Raw genomic sequence first — 18,434 nt, forward strand, 5'->3', positions numbered from 1 at the left:
CAACGCCAGTCCCCAACCGCCGTCTCGGCACCAGCTGCCATCCCGGTCACAAACCGGTCCAGGGAAGGAAATTTCATGAGTACCCAGCACACCCCGAATAAGTCCGATTCTTCCGATGTCGCCTCCGAGACCCCTCCCCGGCATCTCCAGGACACCCCAACCCCCCCGGAAACCGGAGATGACTGCCACACCCACGGCTATGTCCAGGACAAGAAAAAGTACCTGGCCAGACTGCGACGCATCGAGGGCCAGACCCGCGGCATCCACCGCATGATCGATGAAGACCAGTACTGCATCGACATCCTCACCCAGATCAGTGCGGTGAACTCGGCGCTGGAGAATGTGGCGCTGGCCCTCCTGGAGGATCACCTCAGCCACTGTGTCACCCACGCTGCGGAAGAGGGCGGCACCGTAGCCGAGGAGAAGCTGGCTGAGGCGGCAAAGGCTATCCGCCGCCTGGTTAAGTCCTGATATTTTCCTGTCGGTTTCCGTTGATCCCGGAAATCAGGCCGCCAGCTCGCTGAGTCTCGGTAAGTTGGGAATTATCCGTCGGTTTCCCAGACGGGGAACACCTCGATGAAGTCAACCAGGATCAAAAACTCAGGAAGTGGTGCGAGATGGGTATCTTCGACAAGGCCAAGGAAGCCCTCAAGAACGAGCAGCTGACTGACAACGCTCTGGATAAGGTTGAGGACCTGGCCAGGCGCAAGCTCGGTGCAGATAAGGCAGACCAGATCAAACGAGTTCGCGATCAGGTCGATGAGCGGGTCGGAGAGGGCAACCCGCAGCCCAATCAGACACAGCAGCCCAACCAGGCCCAGCGTGGCGATAATCCGGAGGAATATCCGGAAACGGGACGTTAAACCCGCCCCGCCCCCCCTGATGCCCGGCATCATCATCATGATGGTGCCGGGCATCAGGCATTCCAGGGATCCCCTTTTCAGCCCTGCATCAACCCCTGCAGAAGAAACCGGTAGCCAGGTTCCCGGCACATCCCCCCGCACAACGACCCCCAGGGGATCCCCCATCCCTCAGTGCAGATAGGAGCGTTCCCGCACCGCCCGGGCACTCCAGCGCCCCTCACGGTGCTCCACCTGGATGGGGTGGTGGAAAGCCCGGCTGATGTTCTCGGTGTTGAGCACCTCATGCACCGGGCCCGCCGCCGGGATCAGCCCATCGGAGATCAACACTGCATGGGTTGTGGATTCTGGTAATTCCTCCAGATGATGGGTCACCAGAATCGAGGTGAGCCCGGGGCGGGCATGGTTCAGGTCGTCCAGAGTCCCCAGCAGCTGTTCCCGGGCGGCCACATCCAACCCGGTGGAGGGCTCATCAAGCAGCAGGAGTTCCGGCTCTGCGATCAGTGCCCGGGCAATGAGTGCGCGACCTCTTTCCCCCTGGGAGAGGGTGGGCCAGATTTCATCGGAGATGGAGCCCAGCCCCAGCAGCTCCACTTCCGCAGCAGCACGCTCAAGCTGTTGAGGGGCGGGTTCCCAGTACATGGGCAGGTCGATGGTTCCGGTGATGCCGGTGAGCACCACCTGGGTGACAGTCAGCGGGGAATGCAGCCGGTGACGGGGGTTGACGTGGCCGATATTGCGACGCAGGGCGGCCATGTCCACCCTGCCGAGCCGGTTACCGAGCACCTCGACGGTCCCGCTCGTCGGAAAGCTCTCTGCCGCGCAGAAACCGAGGATGGTGGACTTGCCGGCCCCGTTGGGTCCGAGCATCGCCCAGTGTTCCCCACGGCCGATGCACAGTGAGGCTCCATGGATGATGTCCTTTCCGTTACGTCGGAAGGTGACATTGTCCAGGTTGATCACGGTGCTCATCGGTGCTCCAGGATTAGTTGGGGGCGAGGGCGTGAGGGGGACGCTCCAGTCCCTCCCCGACCGCTGCCGAGGGGTCAGTGCCCAGTTCGATGATCCGGTTGTCGGAGTCGACGTGGACGATCGAGGGCTGGAACTTGCGGGCCTCCTCAGTACTCATCTGAGCGTAGGTGATCAGGATGACGGTGTCCCCGATATCAATGAGATGGGCGGCCGCACCGTTGATGCCGAGCACCCCGGAGCCTCGTTCCCCGGCGATGGTGTAGGTCTCCAGGCGCGCCCCGTTGGTCACGTCCACGATGGCCACCAGTTCCCCAGGCAGGATGTCTGCGGCATCAAGCAGATCCTGGTCGACGGTCACCGAACCTACATAATGCAGGTCGGCGTGAGTCACAGTGGCACGGTGAATCTTGGACTTGAACATGGTGCGGGTCATTGATCCCATTATCTCTCCATCCCTCGAGCTGGTTGGGGTGGATTGTATACCCCTGGACGGTTTCTCCCCCAAACGCTTATCGATGCCCCTGTTCGGCCCTGGGTAGGTGGGGGCCGGCTGGGGGCCGCGCAACGGGGAAGGCGCATTTGAGGGCTGATTCACCCGTTTTCCACCCTCCAGGCCCACGGATGTACCTTCCACGTTGAGATGACCCCCTGGATGCGCCTTCTACATTGCATCCCCCGAGTTCTGCTATAGCTCTCTCAAAACAAAAGCTTCCTGATAAGCGTGTTTGAGCGCTGATCCGCTTCACCAGGGTTGTTGACTTTCTAACCATGGCCGCAACCTTGACCACCGCCCTCACGGGTGAGGAAATCACCATCCTCAAAACCTATAAACGCTCCCGATTCAGCCTCGTCCAACACAAAGCCGAAGCACTCCTGCTTCTTGATGACGGCGTGACCCCGGACATCATCGCCCGGTTCGTCGAGCGGCAACCCTCCACCATTACCACCTGGATTCTGGAGTTCAACCGACTACGGATCGCCAGCCTTTTCACCGGCCACGCAGCCAATACCAACGCCTCAAAACTCACCCCGGCACAACGCGCAGAGATAGCCACGGCCCTATCCCAGCCGCCGTCCGCTAGGGGCATCCCAGCCCAGTTCTGGACCGTGCCACAGGTAAAAGACTGGATAGCCAGCCAGTTTGATGTCGTCTACGACTCTGATACCACCTACCACCTGCTGCTTCGGCATGCGGGCCTGAGCTTTAAATACCCACAGGTCTTTGATAAACGCCGCGGCAGTGACGCAGACATTGATGCCCGGATGGCCCAGATCCGTGACGAGATCGCAGATGCACTTAAAGATCCAGGCCAGGTGGTTTTTGCTGCTGATGAAGTCCGTGTTGAGCATGAAGCAGAAGTACGTAAAGCCTGGATATACAAGGGTCATCCCACAACGTTAAGTGTGGATCGCATCCGTCAGGCACAGTCCTACATCGGGTTCCTGTCACAGACCACCGGCGAGATGGATTTACTGCGGTTGACGTGGCAGAACACCGAGACCATCACCCGGGCACTGACCACCTTGGTGGACAGGCATCCGGGCAAGAAGATCACCGTGGTGTGGGATAACGCGAGGTGGCACAGGTCAAAGAAGCTCCGCGAGCACCTGGGTGAAGGCAATGTATTGGCCAACGTGCACCTGGTGTGGTTGCCACCCTATGCACCGGATCATAATCCGATTGAGAAGGTGTGGAACGAGGCGAAAGCAGCGATCAGCAACCGCCAGCGATTGCACTTTGAGGACACCGTGGTTGGGTTTGAGACGTTTATTGCGTCATCAACTTTTTCCTACCGGATCTGACCTGGTGGGTGAAGCTTTTGATTTGAGAGAGCTATAACTCTGCTCCCCCGGCCCAGTAAAAGCTGCACCCCGCTCACCCATGGGAAGGATGAACGGGGTATTTTGTGGGCCCACCGGGGCTCGAACCCGGGACCTGCGGATTAAAAGTCCGTAGCTCTACCAACTGAGCTATAGGCCCACGTCACGCACGCTGTACCGCGTAACGTGAACCAATCTTAGTACTTAGTGTCCCTGAGCATGAAACCAGGGGCGGTTTCGGCGCGCCCCTATGCCCAAACCCCCAGCAAAACCGAAACTCAGACCGCGGCACCGGGGCCCCGACCCCTAGAATCCGCCAGCATTAGAAGCAGCGAAAACCCGCCGCTCCCCAATAAGGGACGGCGGGTTTCGCATAAAGCATAAAGATCGCTGAACCATTCAGAAACGGCTCGAGCTCAGCTCATAGAGGGGGTTTAGCCCTTCATGGAGCCCTTCTCGATCATGTTCAGGTGGAAGTTGAAGGCGGTCTTCAGGTCGTGCGGGGTCTGCTGGAAAGAGGTCGTGGACTTCAGAGCACGGTCGTAGTACTCCTCAAGCAGCGCACGGTAGTCCGGGTGTGCCACGGAGACCATCTTGGCCACACGGTCACGCGGAGCCAGGCCACGCAGGTCGGCGAAGCCGTACTCGGTGATGACGACCATGGCGTCGTGCTCGGTGTGGTCGATGTGGGAGGCGAAGGGCACGACTGCGGAGATGGCGCCATCCTTGGCCACGGATGGGGAGATGAAGGAGGAGATGAAGGCGTTACGGGTGAAGTCGCCGGAGCCACCGATGCCGTTCATCACGCGGGTGCCGTTGACGTGGGTGGAGTTGATGTTGCCGTAGATATCGGCTTCGATCATGCCGTTGGAGGCGATCAGGCCCATGCGGCGGATGACCTCCGGGGAGTTGGAGATCTGCAGAGGACGCAGCACCAGGGACTTGCGGTAGGTGGCGGCCTCGCGGTTCATCTTGTCCGCGTACTCCGGGGAGAGTGCGAAGGAGGTGGCGGAGGCAACGGTCATCTTCCCGGCGTCGATCAGGTCGAGCATGCCGTCCTGGACGACCTCGGTGTAGGCCTGGATGTTCTCGAACTTGGAGTCCAGCAGGCCGGCCATCACAGCATTCGGGACGTTACCGACACCGGACTGCATGATGTAGCCGTCGTAGGTCAGGCGGCCAGCGGCAACCTCACCCTCCAGGAAGTCGAGGAAGTTGCCGGCGATCTTCGCGGAAACATCATCGAAGGGCTTGAAGGGGGCGTTACGGTCCGGAGCGTTGGTCTCCACGACGGCGACGACCTTGTTGGTGTCGATCTGGATGTAGGGGTTACCGATGCGGTCGCCGACATTGTTGATCGGGATCGGGGTACGGTTCGGCAGGTGCGGCACGGACCAGATATCGGCCATGCCTTCCAGCTCCAGGGCCTGCCACTCGTTGACCTCGATGATGATCTTCTTGGCGGCAGCGAGGTACTCCAGGTTGTTACCGACACCGGAGGAGGGGATCAGGTGTCCCTCTTCGGTGATGCGGGTGACCTCGACGATGGCTACGTCCATCTCGCCGAAGAAACCCTGCTCGACCTGCAGGCCGGAGTGGGAGAGGTGAATGTCCTGGTACTTCATGCTGCCAGCGTTAATGGCCTTACGCATGATCGGGTCGGACTGGTAGGGCATGCGGTAGTTGACCGCTTCTGCCTCAGCCAGGACACCATCACAGTCCGGAGCGGTGGAAGCGCCGGTCAGCATGTCAATCGTGAACGCATCGCCCTTGGCGTGAGCTTCCTTGGCCTTGTTTGCGATGGCGGTCGGCAGAGCCTTGGGGTAAGCGGCACCGGTGAAGCCGGACATGCCCACCAGGTCACCGTTGTTGACAAACTGTGCCGCCTCATCAGCGGACATGAGCTTGGCGCGCAGCTCGGCGCTTGCGATCCTCTCGGACATTTATTCCTCCTGTTAAAGAACCTCTCACCGCGGTTCAGCCACGGTGGGACGATCCGAAATTTGTGGTTCCACAGTCCTGCCGGAAGATGATCCTCACCGCACTAAGCAGAGAGCCCCTATCCCGGTGGAGCCATGAGAAAGTTCCCTTCTCAACATTAGCGGATTCATTTCTAAGATGTGCCAGGGGGCACAATCCGCTGAAATCTGATGAAGCACACACCTTGAATCCCGGAATTGGTTTGGGCCGGAGGGTATATAGGTAGGACAATGGGGGGTGTGACTCTCCAGATCGGTTCCCTCTCCCTCAATTCCCCCGTCATCCTCGCCCCGATGGCCGGGGTGACCAACGTCGCCTTCCGCACGCTGTGTCGTGAGCAGGAAATCCAGCGGACCGGCACCGTCTCCGGGCTCTACGTCTGCGAGATGATCACGGCCCGGGCCCTGGTCGAGCGCAATGAGAAGACGCTGCACATGACCACCTTCGCGCCGGAGGAGGATCCCCGCAGCCTGCAGCTGTACACCACGGATCCCAAGTACACCTATGAGGCGGCGAAGATGATCATCGAGGAGAACATGGCCGATCACATCGACATGAACTTCGGCTGCCCGGTCCCGAAGGTGACCCGCCGCGGTGGTGGTTCCGCCCTCCCCTATAAGCGTCGTCTCTACGCCAATATTGTCGCCGCCGCGGTGCGTGCCACCGAGGGCACCGATATTCCGGTAACCGTGAAATTCCGCATCGGCATCGACGATGAACACCACACCCACCTCGATGCCGGCCGGATCGCCGTGGAGGAAGGTGCCGCCGCAGTGACCCTGCACGCCCGCACCGCCGCAGAGCGTTATTCCGGTGATGCCCACTGGGGTGAGATCGCGCGACTGAAGGAGCACCTCTCCGACACCGGGATCCCGGTGCTGGGCAATGGCGATATCTTCGCCGCCGAGGATGCCATCCGCATGATGGCGGAAACCGGTTGCGATGGTGTCCAGGTCGGCCGTGGCTGCTTGGGCCGACCCTGGCTCTTCGCGGAACTCTCCGCCGCCCTGCGAGGTCAGCCCCTCCCGGCTGAACCCACCCTGGGTGAGGTCACCAGCATCATCTACCGCCATGCGGAGCTGCTGTCGGCCCATGATGGTGAGGAGCGCGCCTGCCGGGACCTGCGCAAGCACATGGGCTGGTACCTCCGTGGCTTCCCGGTGGGCGGGGAACTGCGCGCCAACCTCTCCAAGGTCAGCTCTCTGGCCGAGTTGCGTGAGGCGATGGCCCCCTGGGCGGATTCCGAGGCCCTGGCCGATGACTCCGATGGGGCGCGCGGCCGGCAGGGTTCCCCCTCCAAGGTGGCACTGCCCGATGGCTGGCTGGATGACCCGGAGGATGAGGCAGTCCCGGTCGGTGCGGACATCATGAACTCCGGCGGTTAACCCCCCGCGCTTATCGACGCCCGCGCCTTCCGGGGCTCCTTCGGAGCGCGCCCAGGTGCCACTCATTTTCAGAACATTCCTCTGGAGAATCTGGCCCATTGCTGAGTACCGGTGAATTTTCCGCTCAGCGAGGCCGGACCTCAGCTCCTATAGTGGTGAGCATGCGTACCGCTTATCGTGAGCACCTCGATTCCTTCGCCCATGACCTGATCATTATGTGCGATCTGGTGCAGGACATGATGTCCTATGCCACGGAGGCTTTACTGCAAGCTTCCCTGGAGTCCGCGGAAAGTGCGCTCTCCCTGACGGATGAGCTCAAGGAGATCCGTACCCGCTGCGATGAGAGGGCTGTTGAGCTGCTGGCGCTGGAAGGCCCGGTCGCCCGGGACCTGCGCCAGGTCATCTCCTCCATCTACATTGTCGAGGACTTCCACCGGATGGGAGCCCTGGCGATGCATATCGCCAGCTCCGCACGCCGCCGACACCCCGAGCAGGCGATCCCCCGGTCGTTGCTCGGTTATTTCGAGGAATACGGCCGTCTCTGCCGGGACATGTCCAACAAAACCCGTGCTCTGCTGGTGGAACCCGACCCGGATATCGCGGTGATGTTGACCGATGAGGATGATGCCGTTGATGATCTCAATGACCATCTGCTGACGATGCTGACCCAACGGGAATGGAAGTACTCCACCCGGGAGGCCATCGACACCGCCATGGCCAGCCGCTTCTATGAACGTTATGCCGACCACTGTGTGAATGTCGCTGGCCACATCGTCTACCTGGCCACCGGGTTCATACCCGAGGAGTACCTGGCCAAGCGGGAGAAGGATGAGGCCCAGGCCAACTTCGAGGCCCGTTTCGCCGCGCTGGAGAAGCAGTTCCACCGGAGATAGCCTCAGCTGACCCCCCCGCGGTGAGGGACGACTCAGTGCTGCCGTGCCAGCAGCCGTACCGGCAGCTGCCGCCACCCACCGGTGGGGTGAACACCCCGCTCTCCCGCTTGCTCCTCCCCACGGACGCGGAGGATGATCGCGGCGTCGAGAAGCTCGGTGAAGAAGATCCGCAGCTCCAGCATCGACAGTGAACGGCCCGGGCAGACATGCGGACCGCTGCCCCACACCAGGTTGTCCTCGGCGTGGCTGTGGGGATCGAAGGAACCGTTGAACACCCGGGGATCCCGGTTAGCTCCGGTCCAGTGCAGGTAGATCCGCTGCCCCTCAGGAAGATCAACCTCATCGATGCTCACCGGGCAGGTGGTCACCCGCCGGTTGGAGACGAAGGGGTTGTCCAGCCGCAGCAGCTCATCCATGACCGCCTCATACTCGGCTGCTTCCGGTGTTGAGCGCAGCCAGCCCTGCAGGGAGGCATCATGTGCCAGCCCGTGGCAGATCACGCCGATGCACAGTGCCATGGAGGTCAGGTCGCCACCGGTCCAATTACGCAGAATGGAGACGATCTCGGGGAACTCCAGGCGACGCCCGAGCTGCTCATCCATCACCAGCTGGGTGGTCACGTCATTGAAGCTCTCCGGGGCCTTGAGTCGTGGTTCCACAACCTCGGAGATGATCTGGTCAAAATCCGCCGCGACCTGGGCGATCTTCTCGCGGTCCCCGGAGCGGGAAGCCGCTATATTCGACATCACCCAGTCCAGGAGGCGCTGTTCCAGGTGTTCCGGCCAACCGAGCCACACCATCATCGCCCGCACCGCGTAGCGGGCCCCCAGCTGCCCTACCGCATCCGCGGAGCCGTTCTTCAGCGCCTGGGCCACAACCTTCTGGGCGACCTCTCTGAAGGACTCCGCGTAGCGCTCCACCTCCGAGGGTGCGAGGTAGGTGTCGATCAGGCTGCGGAAGGAGGTGTGCTCCGCACCATCCAACCCATTGGGGAGCTGCAGATGGGCGGACACCGCGGAGCTGAAGTGCTCCGGGTCATTGGCGATGGCCATCGCCTCTTCATGGCCCACGACAATGACCTCACCATCAGGGCCGTGGATGATGGGGCAGCCCATCTCATGGAGCTCATCGGCGAAATCGACGGGGGTACGGCCAGTGGGATCAAATTTCACGGTGGGGCTCCTGGGTCCGAATTGAGGGGTGACTCGCTGGGCTGTGTCAAGGCCTGCGCCGGGGTTCAAGGCGGTGGCTAGCGTAAATCCATGTCATTTTCTTTTCCCACTTTAAACTGAAAAAGGAAAGAGGGCCCGCCCACACCGAAAATAGTGTGGGCGGACCCTCCTCCCCGGACCACTCCCCCGGGGACAGTGCAGTCCCCCCGGATAGTGCTGTCCCGGACTTATCCGAAACGACCGGAGATGTAGTCCTCGGTCTCCTTCTTATCGGGGTTTTCGAAGATCTTCTTGGTCGGACCGAACTCCACGAGGTGGCCCGGCATGCCGGTGGCCTCGAGGGAGTAGAAGGCGGTCTGCTCGGATACGCGGGCAGCCTGCTGCATGTTGTGGGTCACGATGACGATGGTGAAATCTTCCTTCAGCTCGTGGATCAGATCCTCAACCGCGAGGGTGGAGATCGGGTCCAGAGCGGAGCAGGGCTCATCCATGAGCAGGACCTCAGGCTCAACCGCGATGGCGCGGGCGATGCACAGACGCTGTTGCTGACCACCGGAGAGGCCACCGCCCGGCTTATCCAGACGGTCCTTGACCTCCTCCCAGAGGTTGGCACCGCGCAGGGAGCGCTCGGCGACCTCCTTGAGCTTCTTCTTGTTCTTCTCACCCGAAAGCTTCAGGCCGGCGACCACATTGTCTTCGATGGACATGGTCGGGAAGGGGTTGGCCTTCTGGAAGACCATGCCGATGGTGTTGCGCACGGAGACGGGGTCCACGTTCTTGTTGTAGATGTTCTCACCGTCGAGCAGGATCTCACCCTTGACGGTGGCGCCCGGGATGACCTCGTGCATGCGGTTCAGGGTGCGGAGCACGGTGGACTTGCCGCAGCCGGAGGGGCCGATGAAAGCGGTCACGGACTGTGCCGGGATCTTCAGGTTGACGTTCTTCACGGCGTGGAAATCGCCGTAGAAGATGTCGACGTCATTGATTTCAAGCTTGGACATCAGGTTCTCTCCTGGTGGATCTGTGTTGATTCGGGAATGTCGGGTGGGTGACCGCGGTTTAGGTCTTGACCGAGAATCGCGCCGAGATGAGGCGTGCCCCGATATTGAGCAGGGCGATGATGATCACCAGGGTGAGGGCAGCACCCCAGAGCTTTGCCAGAACGGCATCGGAGGCACCGGCCTTGTACATGTCGAGCATCATCAGCGGCAGGGAGGCCTGCGGGCCGTTCCAGGAGTCCCAGTTCAGCGACTGGGTGGAACCGACGAGCAGAAGCACCGGGGCGGACTCTCCCATGACGCGGGCGATGGCCAGCATGACACCGGTGACGATGCCGGACAGTGCGGTGGGGAGGACGATCTTGTAGATGGTCTTCCACTTGGGCACACCCAGGGCGTATGAGGCCTCACGCAGATCAGCCGGGACCACGCGGAGCATTTCCTCGGTGTTCTTGATGATCACCGGGATCATGAGGATGATCAGCGAGAGGGACACCGCGAAACCGGAACGGTTGAAGCCGAACATGGTGATCCACAGGGCGTAGATGAACAGGGCTGCGACGATGGAGGGGACACCGGAGAGGATGTCCACCATGAAGGTGGTGATCCGGCCGAGACGGTTGCCGTTGGCGTACTCCACCAGGTAGATCGCGGTGAAGATGCCGAAGGGGATGGAGACGATCGAGGTGATCAGGGTCTGCATGAAGGTACCGACGATCGCGTGGTACGCGCCGCCACCTTCCATGTGGTAGAGGACACCCCGCTGGGAGGTGGTCCACCAGTCGAGGCTGAGGATCGGGCTCAGACCGCGGATGAACACCTCCGCCAGGACCCAGATCAGCGGAACCAGGGCGATGGCCATCGCCAGGTACATCACCACGGTAGCGATGCTGTTGGTGCTCTTACGCCGGGTGGAGATGTGGGTGAAGGCTGATTCCCGTTCCAGGGAGTTGCCTTCCGGAGCCACGGTCTTGATGTTGTTACTCATGATTATTTCTCCGCCTTCTAGCTGTTCTTGGCCACGATCGCGCGGGCGGCACCGTTGACCAGGAAGGTCAGCAGGAACAGCACCAGACCGGCGGCGATGTAGGCGCCGGCGCGAAGGTTGTCGTTGAATTCAGGGGCAGCGTTCGCGATGGCCGTTGCGAAGGTGGTTCCACCGTCGAAGAGGGAGGCACGGAACTCCGAGCTGGGAGAGATCACCAGGTAGAGGGCCATGGTCTCACCGAGAGCGCGACCCAGGCCCAGCATTGAGCCGGAGATGTAGCCCGACAGTCCGAAAGGCAGGACCGTCATACGCACCACCTCCCAGCGGGTGGCACCCAGCGCCAGGGCAGCCTCGATCTGGCCGCGGGGGGTCTGGACGAATACCTCTCGTGCGGTGGCGGCGATGACCGGGAGGATCATCACTGCCAGCACCACGCCACCGGTGAAGACGTTACGTCCGGTGTCGAATGAGGGAGAGTTGCTGTATGTGGCGAAAAGGAAGAAACCACCGGCCCAACCGTGGAACCAGTTGTAGAAGTCGGAGAGCGCCGGGCCCAGGACCTGCCAGCCCCAGAGTCCGTAGACGATGGAGGGAACCGCAGCGAGCATGTCCACCAGGTAACCGAGCGGCTTGACCGTCTTGGCTGGCGCGTAGTTGGACAGGAAGACCGCGATGCCCAGCGCCACCGGCATGGCAATGACCAGAGCGAAGACCGAGATGAGGACGGTGACACCGAAGAAGTTCGGGATACCGAAGGTCATCGCCGAGGTGTCACTGGTGTTCCAGGCCCCGGTGTAGGTGAAGAAGCCCCACAGCCCACCGGTGTTGTTCATCAGCGCGGGAACCGCACGGATGATCAGGAAGATACCGATTGCCGCGATGACGACACTGATCAGGGTCGCCGAAGCGGTGGACAGGAACTCGAAAACGCGGTCGCCGGGACGGCGCACTCCACCGGGAGACTGCGCGACGGTCGCCGGCTTGGGGCGGGGAGTCACGGTCGTCACGGGGTGTGCTTCGACCTTGGAGGCGTCGAGCTCTTCACGCCCATCCGTAGTCGGATTGTTGGTAGCCATGAGGCAGATTCCTTAACGCATATATGAAAATGACGTTTATCACACCCACGCCCTTAAGCGCGGGCAAGCCCCCGAAGGCTCGATGCGAACGGGGGCTAGGCTCTGAAACCCGGTTTCCCGAGTTCAGCGCCGGTTTCCTGAAAAACCAGTACTTACTGGATAGCCTCGACGGCCTCGAGCAGACGCTCATGGTGAGCACCGGTGACCGGGATGTAGCCCAGCTCCTCCAGGCCGGAGTCCTGGGACTCCAGGGCGACGGTCAGGAAATCCTTGACCATTGCGGAGGTCTCTGCATCATAACCGGCGGAGCAGACGATCTCATAGGTGGTCAGGACCAGCGGGTAAGCGCCGTCAGCGTCGATGGCGTACATGGCGTCAGCATCGACGACCATGTTGTGGCCCTCGCCGAGGAACTCCAGGTTCTCCAGAGCAACACCGACGGAGTCGGGGTTCAGCTCAACCGGGCCGGCACCGAAGTCGATGTTGGCGACTCCCAGACCGGACTGGTTGGCGAAACCGGCCTCGACGTAGGTGATGGCACCTGCGACGTTGGAGGTCTCGGTGGCAACACCGTTGGAACCGTTGGCGCCGGATCCGACTTCCTGCGGGAACTGCTGGCCCTCGGTGGTCCAGGCATCGGTGTTGGCGGCCAGGAACTTCTGGAAGTTATCGGAGGTGCCGGACTCATCGGAACGGTAGATGACGGAGATGTCCTGGTCCGGGAGCTCGACGCCCTCGTTCTCAGCGGCGATGGCCTCGTCGTTCCACTTGGTGATCTCACCCAGGAAGATCTGGGCGATGGTCTCGGTGGAGAGGTTCAGGGAATCGACACCCTCAACGTTGTAGGCCACAGCCACCGGGCCGATGACCAGCGGCAGATGCCAGGCTTCGTTGCCATCGCAACGCTCAGCAGCCGGGTCGACCTGATCGTCGGAAAGCGGGGAGTCGGAACCTGCGAAGGCGACCTGGCCGGCGACGAAGTTGGTGCGGCCGGAACCGGAGCCGGAGGCGTTGTAGGCCAGGGAAGCGCCGGAGACGGCCTCCTGGTACTTGATGTTGAAGTAGTCCATGGCGTTCTGCTGGGAGGAGGCGCCCTCGGAGACCAGCTGACCAGCGGTGCCGGACAGGCCCTCGATGGAGGCCGCGTCGGTGCCACCGTCGGTGGTCTCGCTCTCAGAGCAGGCGACGAGTGCGAGGGAACCAGCTGCGACGACACCGAGGAGAGAAGCGGTGCGCTTGAAGTTACGGATCACGGGGGAACCTTTCCGGTAAGGATTATCGGGGAAACCCGAGCAACCTAAATCTCGGCATTTCCGAGAATCACGCCGATCAGGAGACCTTGAATTCCTCCGACACGGCGAGATTGTTGCTCACATCAACTCAAAGTAGGGGCCCTATATGAACGCTTATCCCCCCCTCAGGTGAACGGGCGATTAACTTCACTGAACCATTGCAATAACTTGCGCCATGAGAGGCATTTTTGCGAGATGGGTGTCACTTTCAGGCGAATACGATGTGCTGCTCAACAATGTCGAAACCTGAGTTTTGGTACACCTTGACCGCTGCCGCATTATCTGCCTCCACATAGAGGATGACACGTCCCACCCCACGGCGCAGCAGATGTGCCAAACCGATACTCAAAATTGTCCCGCCCAGGCCCTGACCCCGGTGACCGGCGGCCAGACCGACCACATAAACCTCACCCAACGCAGGTTCCTCCCCGGTGTGCCATTTGGTCCAGTGGAAACCCGCCAACACCGGCTCAGCTCCCCGCTCATCCCAGAGGAAGAGGACATCCTCCGCCCGGAACCAGTCAACCTCCTGGGCCCGCGATAATTTCGCCCTATCCCAGCCGCCCTGTTCCGGATGCCAGGAGAAGGCATCATTATTGGCCTCCAGCCAGGCCTGATCCACCAGCTCCGCACCCCGGCCTGCCCGGGACTGCGCCAGATCCTCCACCACGAAGCCCGCGGGCAACCGGTATGCGGCAGCAGCTGCCAGAGCAGGCTCCACCACCCCCATCACCAGTAGTTCACGAACCCTCTCCAAGTCCATCTTCTTCGCCAGCCCCTGCGCCGCCGGGGTGTTGCCATGAGCCCAGACCTGCACCCCGGGGATCTGCCTGGACAGTTCCCGGTAGAGGGATTCACCGATTCCTCGGCGGCGATGATCCGGGGAAACCACGAGTTCTGCGGTGGCCTCCTCGATGGCCGCGTAACCGGCCACAACACCGTCGACCAGTGCCACCAGATGGCGGTGGCCAAGTCGCGGGTCCTGGAGGCCGAGGAGGAATTGTTCGGAGATCGGTGCCACCCCGTCAACTCTGGCGGCCTCGGCTGCCAGTGCTTTCGCCTGCTCCGCCAGTGCGGGGTCCTCATCCAGTACACGCATCTCGATATTCATGTCCCCGAGGTTAGTCATTGCGGTAATTTACGTGGGCAGGCCTCTCATCCGGTAGACATAGGTGTGTGCGTGTTCCCCGGAAAGTAGTCTTCCCCCTCATCATCATCCTCGTTCTGGCGAGTCTGTTCTGGCTGGTGGACAGCTTGTTTGCGGCCCGCGTGGAACGGAAGATCTCGGTCACCGTGGCGGAGCATGCCAATCTGGAGACCAACCCCGGCATCTATGTCGGCGGTATCCCTTATATGCAGGCCCTGATCACCGGGGATATTCCCCTGATCTCGGCCGATGCGCTGGACGTGGATGTCCCGGGACTGGGGATGGTCAACGCCCGTTCCGAGGCCACTGACCTGGTGGTCACCCGGGATCAGGTGCTCAGCGGGGATGTCGTGGGCGCGCCGGCCGAGATGATCACCAGGACGGTGAGTCTGGACGGGGTGGCCCTGGGACATCTGCTCGGCATGACCGACCTTGATATCGCGAACCCCTATGACATCTCCCCCGGTGGCGGTCGCCGCACCGAAGCCCAGCTGACCGGAACTCCGGAGGGTTTTGATGAGGAGGTCAGCATGCTGGTCACTCTGCGGCTGGATGGCCCGATGTTCCAGATGCTGCCCACCGAGCTTCTCGACGCCCCCGCCGGTCGGGAGGAGGATGCCCGTGCGGCCTTCACCTGGGAACTGGACACCCACCAGCTACCCCTGGCAGATCAGGCACAGGCGGTTTATGTGCAGGGCGGTTCCATCTTCTTCCGGGCCCAGAAGCAGAATGTCCCGCTCCAGCTCGAGGATCTCTCCCCGGTGGAAAGCACCCCGCCGGAGTCCGGGAATGGCTCACTCCTGGATCGGCTCTAGGCGGATCTGCAGGAGCTTCCGGATCCCGAATGCTCTGATACAGCCGTGCTAAGGAAGTTTCTCCGCCCGGGAAGATCTTCAGCGAAGATTCAGCAGCTCGCGCAGTGTCACCCAGAGTCCTTGGTCAGCCGGGGATGAGCTCAGTTCCATCGGGGCGAACACCTCAATTGCCTCATCCACCGCGGACAGACGCACCGAGCTGAACTCACCCTCGTATTCCCCATCGGATTGGAAGCGTTGGGCCTCCTGGCACACCAGGTTCACTTCCACGGCATCATCGAAGGAGATGGTGCGTTCCTGGATCCAGGATTGGAACCAGCTGTTGTGCCCCACCCCGATGAGGTGTGCCATGCTGGCCACTCCCTTGATGCCCCGGAGATCACTGAGGCCGAAGAGCCCGAGACCCTGGTCGAAGGAGTTACGCGGGTTGGTCACCACCGGCAGGGGACCCAGGAAGGTCCAGGGGTTGGTGTTGGAGGCCAGCATCATCGGCACCCCCTTGAGATTGAGTTCCCCACCATGGGAGTCCCTCGCCTGTACATCAATCCGGGGCGGAGTACGCTGCGCCTTCTGCCAGGCGTTGGCGGCCACACGCAGGTAGCGCAACGGGCTGGCGGCGAAACCCTTCTTCCGGGCGCGATCCACCTTGGCGATCACGTTCGCATCGACACCGAAGCCAGCGTTGACGGCGAACCAGCGGCTGTCCCAGGTGCCCAGACAGATGCGGCGTCGGTAGTCCCCCCGGATGAGGTCGGCGAGCAGACTGGCGGCGGGCACCGGGTCGGCGGGGAACCCCAGGGCCCGAGCGAAGACATTCGCGGAGCCGGTGGGGATCACCGCCACCACGGGGAGGAGAGCGGGGTCCGGGTATTCCCCGTCCACGGGACCGAGCAGCCCGTTGATGACCTCGTTGACGGTGCCATCTCCGCCGACGACGATCACCACGTCAAAATCTTCCCGGCGCAGTCCGGTGCACATTTCTTCGGCATGCCCTGCGTAATGGGTATGCCGACTGAGCATGCGCAGCCCTGGTACGGCGCGCAGCAGGGGCACCACCTGCCGGAACAACCTGTCATTCTGGCTGGTGGAATTCGGGTTGGAGATCATCAGCACCTTCACAACATCCGAGGATAGCGTCCCGGGGCGGCTCACCTCGGAGGGCTCGCAGCTGCCCTACCCGGGCTGTGCTCCAGCCTGCCTGCCCCACTAGGCTGGAGAGCATGAGCGAAGAGAACAAAAATACCTCCGGCGACAACCCCGTGGACACCCCCGCTGACGCAGCTGCAGCCGGCCAACCGACTCCGGCTGAGGAACAGATTCCCAGCGGCCCCGCCCCGATCAGCGGCAATGAGGCAGTGAACCTGGCTGCGGAGCAGTCCAAGAACACCGCTCACCGCAATATTCCGCTGAACGATGAGCTCCCCATCCCCGATGACACCGCGAACCTGCGCCATGGCCCGAACCTGCATGATGGCCTGCTTGCCCTGCTGCCCCTGGTGGGCGTCTGGCGCGGCGAAGGACAGGCGGATACCGTGGTCGACGGCCAGTACTCCTTCGGCCAGCAGATCATCTTCTCCCACGACGGCGAGAACTACCTCTCCTATGAGTCCCGCATCTGGAAGCTCAACGATGAGGGCCAGCCGGCCGGCCCGGATCAGCGTGAATCCGGTTTCTGGCGCATCAACCTCAAGGATGAGATCGAGTTCATCTCCACCCACTCCACCGGAGTGGTCGAGATCTACTACGGCCAGCCCGTCAATGAGCGGGCCTGGGAGCTGGAAGCAGCCTCCACGATGGTCACTGCCACCGGCCCGGCAGCACTGGGTCCGGGTAAGCGCCTTTTCGGTCTGATGCCCACCAATGACCTCGGTTGGGTGGATGAACGACTGGTCGACGGTGAAATGAAGCCGCGCATGTCCGCCCAGCTCAAGCGCGTGGCTGGTTAAGCCCCGAGAGCTCGCAGCAGGCATGGGCCCCATCCGACGGCCCCTGCCAGACATGAGGGGGGCGCGGCCCCAGGTTCGGGAAACCACCTGAACCTGGGGATCGCGCCCCCCCTTTCCCATATCCTCGGGGCAGGTTATTCCGCCAGGGCCCTGGTGATCAGTTCCTCTACTTCCGCCACATTGGCCGGGGCCGGCAGCTTCACATCATTGATGCGGGTGACCCGGGCCGCCACCCGAACCGAACTGACCAGCCACACCGACTCCGCACTGAAGAGATCATCGATCCAGAGATTCTTCTCCCGGCATTTCCAGCCATGCTTCTCGGCGTAGGCGAAGAGTGCGGCCTGGGTGGTGCCCGGCAGGATATCGCCACCGGGTACCGGGGTGCGCAACCGCCTGCCCTTCTTCACGATCACCACGGTAGAGGTCGCCCCCTCAAGCACCCGGTCATCATCGACGTAGATGATGTCCTCGAAACCGTGGTTCCGGGCGTAGCGTAGCGCCGCCATGTTGGCGGCGTAGTTGAGGGTCTTCGCCCCGACGGTCAGCCAGGGGGCGGGATCCTTGAGTTTCTTCTCGGTGGGTGTGCCACTGGTAACCCGGTGCACCCCCGGCAGGTGCTCATTGATGGAGTAGCCACGTTCGGTGGTCATCACGGACACTCCCTCCCGCCGCTGCCGCACCGAGGTCTCCCCCACCTCCCGGACGGTGATCCAGGCGGTGGGGATACCGGTGCTTTCCCTGCCACGGGTCAGTGTCCACACGCAGCGGGCATCACTGTCATTCTTCTCATACCAGGCTTCCACGGCCTCAGCAGTGGCTTTACGCCAGTGTTCCGCCGCCTGTTCAGGTAACCCCATCAACTTGACGGAGGCCCGGAAACGCCGGAGGTGGCGTTCTAGATTCGCGGCGCGACCATCCCGAAGCAGCAGCGTCTCGAACACGCCATCACCTCGGGTCACGGCGGCATCGTCCCAGTACACCAAGGGTAAAGAGGGGTTGTGGCGGCGGGTGGAACCGCCAAATGGTTCCACGACCAGAATGATCGGTGTGGCGGGTGAAAGTGGCATGACATGGATTATCCCCTAA

The 18,434-nt window shown here is 61.9% G+C and carries 18 protein-coding genes and 1 tRNA gene; 7 read left to right on the plus strand and 12 right to left on the minus strand.

Annotated features, from left to right (window positions below; translation table 11 throughout):
* Positions 1-75 precede the first annotated feature (75 nt).
* Positions 76-471 (plus strand): metal-sensitive transcriptional regulator, encoded by a 396-nt coding sequence (locus COCCU_RS14855; protein ID WP_156231597.1) that lies wholly within the window; start codon positions 76-78, stop codon positions 469-471.
* Positions 472-617: 146 nt separating this feature from the next.
* The gene (locus tag COCCU_RS11360) at positions 618-863 is read left to right on the plus strand and encodes an antitoxin (protein ID WP_156231598.1); all 246 of its coding nucleotides are present in this window, start codon (positions 618-620) and stop codon (positions 861-863) included.
* 168 nt (positions 864-1,031) lie between these two features.
* Here COCCU_RS11360 and COCCU_RS11365 read toward each other — a convergent pair whose 3' ends face one another.
* Together COCCU_RS11365 and panD are read right to left on the minus strand one after the other, a co-directional pair.
* A complete protein-coding gene (locus tag COCCU_RS11365) occupies positions 1,032-1,832 on the minus strand; it encodes an ABC transporter ATP-binding protein (protein ID WP_156231599.1) in 801 nt (266 codons plus the stop codon).
* 13 nt (positions 1,833-1,845) lie between these two features.
* On the minus strand, positions 1,846-2,265 hold the full coding sequence (gene panD, locus COCCU_RS11370; RefSeq protein ID WP_156232827.1) for an aspartate 1-decarboxylase: 420 nt from the start codon (positions 2,263-2,265) through the stop codon (positions 1,846-1,848).
* 335 nt (positions 2,266-2,600) lie between these two features.
* On the opposite strand from panD, the gene COCCU_RS11375 reads away from it, so the two are divergent.
* Entirely contained in the window at positions 2,601-3,635 is a 1,035-nt protein-coding gene (locus tag COCCU_RS11375) for an IS630 family transposase (protein ID WP_156231600.1), read from the plus strand.
* Between the two features lie 105 nt (positions 3,636-3,740).
* Here COCCU_RS11375 and COCCU_RS11380 read toward each other — a convergent pair.
* Both COCCU_RS11380 and COCCU_RS11385 read right to left on the minus strand, forming a co-directional pair.
* Positions 3,741-3,813, minus strand: a tRNA-Lys gene (locus COCCU_RS11380).
* A gap of 274 nt (positions 3,814-4,087) precedes the next feature.
* Positions 4,088-5,596 (minus strand): acetyl-CoA hydrolase/transferase family protein, encoded by a 1,509-nt coding sequence (locus tag COCCU_RS11385; RefSeq protein ID WP_156231601.1) that lies wholly within the window; start codon positions 5,594-5,596, stop codon positions 4,088-4,090.
* 276 nt (positions 5,597-5,872) lie between these two features.
* On the opposite strand from COCCU_RS11385, the gene dusB reads away from it, so the two are divergent.
* Both dusB and phoU read left to right on the plus strand, forming a co-directional pair.
* Positions 5,873-7,018 (plus strand): tRNA dihydrouridine synthase DusB, encoded by a 1,146-nt coding sequence (dusB, locus tag COCCU_RS11390; protein WP_156231602.1) that lies wholly within the window; start codon positions 5,873-5,875, stop codon positions 7,016-7,018.
* 161 nt (positions 7,019-7,179) lie between these two features.
* Positions 7,180-7,911 (plus strand): phosphate signaling complex protein PhoU, encoded by a 732-nt coding sequence (gene phoU, locus COCCU_RS11395; RefSeq protein WP_156231603.1) that lies wholly within the window; start codon positions 7,180-7,182, stop codon positions 7,909-7,911.
* A 32-nt stretch (positions 7,912-7,943) separates the two neighbouring features.
* On the opposite strand, the gene COCCU_RS11400 is transcribed toward phoU, so the two are convergent.
* The 6 genes from COCCU_RS11400 to mshD all read right to left on the minus strand — a co-directional run bounded on the left by COCCU_RS11400 (position 7,944) and on the right by mshD (position 14,566).
* Positions 7,944-9,083 (minus strand): cytochrome P450, encoded by a 1,140-nt coding sequence (locus tag COCCU_RS11400; RefSeq protein WP_231598759.1) that lies wholly within the window; start codon positions 9,081-9,083, stop codon positions 7,944-7,946.
* A gap of 227 nt (positions 9,084-9,310) precedes the next feature.
* Entirely contained in the window at positions 9,311-10,084 is a 774-nt protein-coding gene (gene pstB, locus COCCU_RS11405; RefSeq protein ID WP_156231604.1) for a phosphate ABC transporter ATP-binding protein PstB, read from the minus strand.
* Positions 10,085-10,142: 58 nt separating this feature from the next.
* Positions 10,143-11,069, minus strand: a complete 927-nt coding sequence (gene pstA / locus COCCU_RS11410; protein ID WP_156231605.1) for a phosphate ABC transporter permease PstA — start codon at positions 11,067-11,069, stop codon at positions 10,143-10,145.
* A gap of 17 nt (positions 11,070-11,086) precedes the next feature.
* The gene (pstC, locus tag COCCU_RS11415) at positions 11,087-12,145 is read right to left on the minus strand and encodes a phosphate ABC transporter permease subunit PstC (protein ID WP_156231606.1); all 1,059 of its coding nucleotides are present in this window, start codon (positions 12,143-12,145) and stop codon (positions 11,087-11,089) included.
* 152 nt (positions 12,146-12,297) lie between these two features.
* Positions 12,298-13,398: a phosphate ABC transporter substrate-binding protein PstS gene (pstS, locus tag COCCU_RS11420; protein WP_156231607.1), complete on the minus strand. Its 1,101-nt coding sequence runs from the start codon at positions 13,396-13,398 to the stop codon at positions 12,298-12,300.
* A gap of 247 nt (positions 13,399-13,645) precedes the next feature.
* Positions 13,646-14,566, minus strand: coding sequence for a mycothiol synthase (gene mshD, locus COCCU_RS11425; protein ID WP_231598760.1), 921 nt, complete (start codon positions 14,564-14,566; stop codon positions 13,646-13,648).
* 47 nt (positions 14,567-14,613) lie between these two features.
* On the opposite strand from mshD, the gene COCCU_RS11430 reads away from it, so the two are divergent.
* Positions 14,614-15,399, plus strand: a complete 786-nt coding sequence (locus tag COCCU_RS11430; protein ID WP_231598761.1) for an LmeA family phospholipid-binding protein — start codon at positions 14,614-14,616, stop codon at positions 15,397-15,399.
* Between the two features lie 78 nt (positions 15,400-15,477).
* Here COCCU_RS11430 and COCCU_RS11435 read toward each other — a convergent pair whose 3' ends face one another.
* Positions 15,478-16,518: a diacylglycerol/lipid kinase family protein gene (locus COCCU_RS11435; protein WP_156231608.1), complete on the minus strand. Its 1,041-nt coding sequence runs from the start codon at positions 16,516-16,518 to the stop codon at positions 15,478-15,480.
* A gap of 101 nt (positions 16,519-16,619) precedes the next feature.
* Here COCCU_RS11435 and COCCU_RS11440 point away from each other — a divergent pair, with 101 nt between their 5' ends.
* Complete coding sequence (locus COCCU_RS11440) at positions 16,620-17,345, plus strand: FABP family protein (protein WP_156231609.1); 726 nt, start codon at positions 16,620-16,622, stop codon at positions 17,343-17,345.
* 134 nt (positions 17,346-17,479) lie between these two features.
* Here the strand turns inward: COCCU_RS11440 and COCCU_RS11445 are convergent, their stop codons facing one another.
* Positions 17,480-18,415 carry an aminodeoxychorismate lyase gene (locus COCCU_RS11445; RefSeq protein WP_156231610.1) on the minus strand — a complete coding sequence of 312 codons (936 nt, stop codon included), beginning with the start codon at positions 18,413-18,415 and terminating at the stop codon, positions 17,480-17,482.
* Positions 18,416-18,434: the final 19 nt, after the last annotated feature.

Origin of the sequence: Corynebacterium occultum (assembly GCF_009734425.1) — a bacterium.
GTDB classification, from domain to species: Bacteria; Actinomycetota; Actinomycetes; order Mycobacteriales; family Mycobacteriaceae; genus Corynebacterium; species Corynebacterium occultum.

Excerpts from the sequence above, each read along its gene's own strand:
- COCCU_RS14855 (WP_156231597.1), top strand. The coding sequence starts at position 76 with ATGAGTACCCAGCACACCCCGAATAAGTCCGATTCTTCCGATGTCGCC.
- COCCU_RS11360 (WP_156231598.1), top strand. The coding sequence starts at position 618 with ATGGGTATCTTCGACAAGGCCAAGGAAGCCCTCAAGAACGAGCAGCTG.
- COCCU_RS11365 (WP_156231599.1), bottom strand. The coding sequence starts at position 1,832 with ATGAGCACCGTGATCAACCTGGACAATGTCACCTTCCGACGTAACGGA.
- panD (WP_156232827.1), bottom strand. The coding sequence starts at position 2,265 with ATGACCCGCACCATGTTCAAGTCCAAGATTCACCGTGCCACTGTGACT.
- COCCU_RS11375 (WP_156231600.1), top strand. The coding sequence starts at position 2,601 with ATGGCCGCAACCTTGACCACCGCCCTCACGGGTGAGGAAATCACCATC.
- COCCU_RS11385 (WP_156231601.1), bottom strand. The coding sequence starts at position 5,596 with ATGTCCGAGAGGATCGCAAGCGCCGAGCTGCGCGCCAAGCTCATGTCC.
- phoU (WP_156231603.1), top strand. The coding sequence starts at position 7,180 with ATGCGTACCGCTTATCGTGAGCACCTCGATTCCTTCGCCCATGACCTG.
- pstB (WP_156231604.1), bottom strand. The coding sequence starts at position 10,084 with ATGTCCAAGCTTGAAATCAATGACGTCGACATCTTCTACGGCGATTTC.
- pstA (WP_156231605.1), bottom strand. The coding sequence starts at position 11,069 with ATGAGTAACAACATCAAGACCGTGGCTCCGGAAGGCAACTCCCTGGAA.
- pstC (WP_156231606.1), bottom strand. The coding sequence starts at position 12,145 with ATGGCTACCAACAATCCGACTACGGATGGGCGTGAAGAGCTCGACGCC.
- mshD (WP_231598760.1), bottom strand. The coding sequence starts at position 14,566 with ATGACTAACCTCGGGGACATGAATATCGAGATGCGTGTACTGGATGAG.
- COCCU_RS11440 (WP_156231609.1), top strand. The coding sequence starts at position 16,620 with ATGAGCGAAGAGAACAAAAATACCTCCGGCGACAACCCCGTGGACACC.
- COCCU_RS11445 (WP_156231610.1), bottom strand. The coding sequence starts at position 18,415 with ATGCCACTTTCACCCGCCACACCGATCATTCTGGTCGTGGAACCATTT.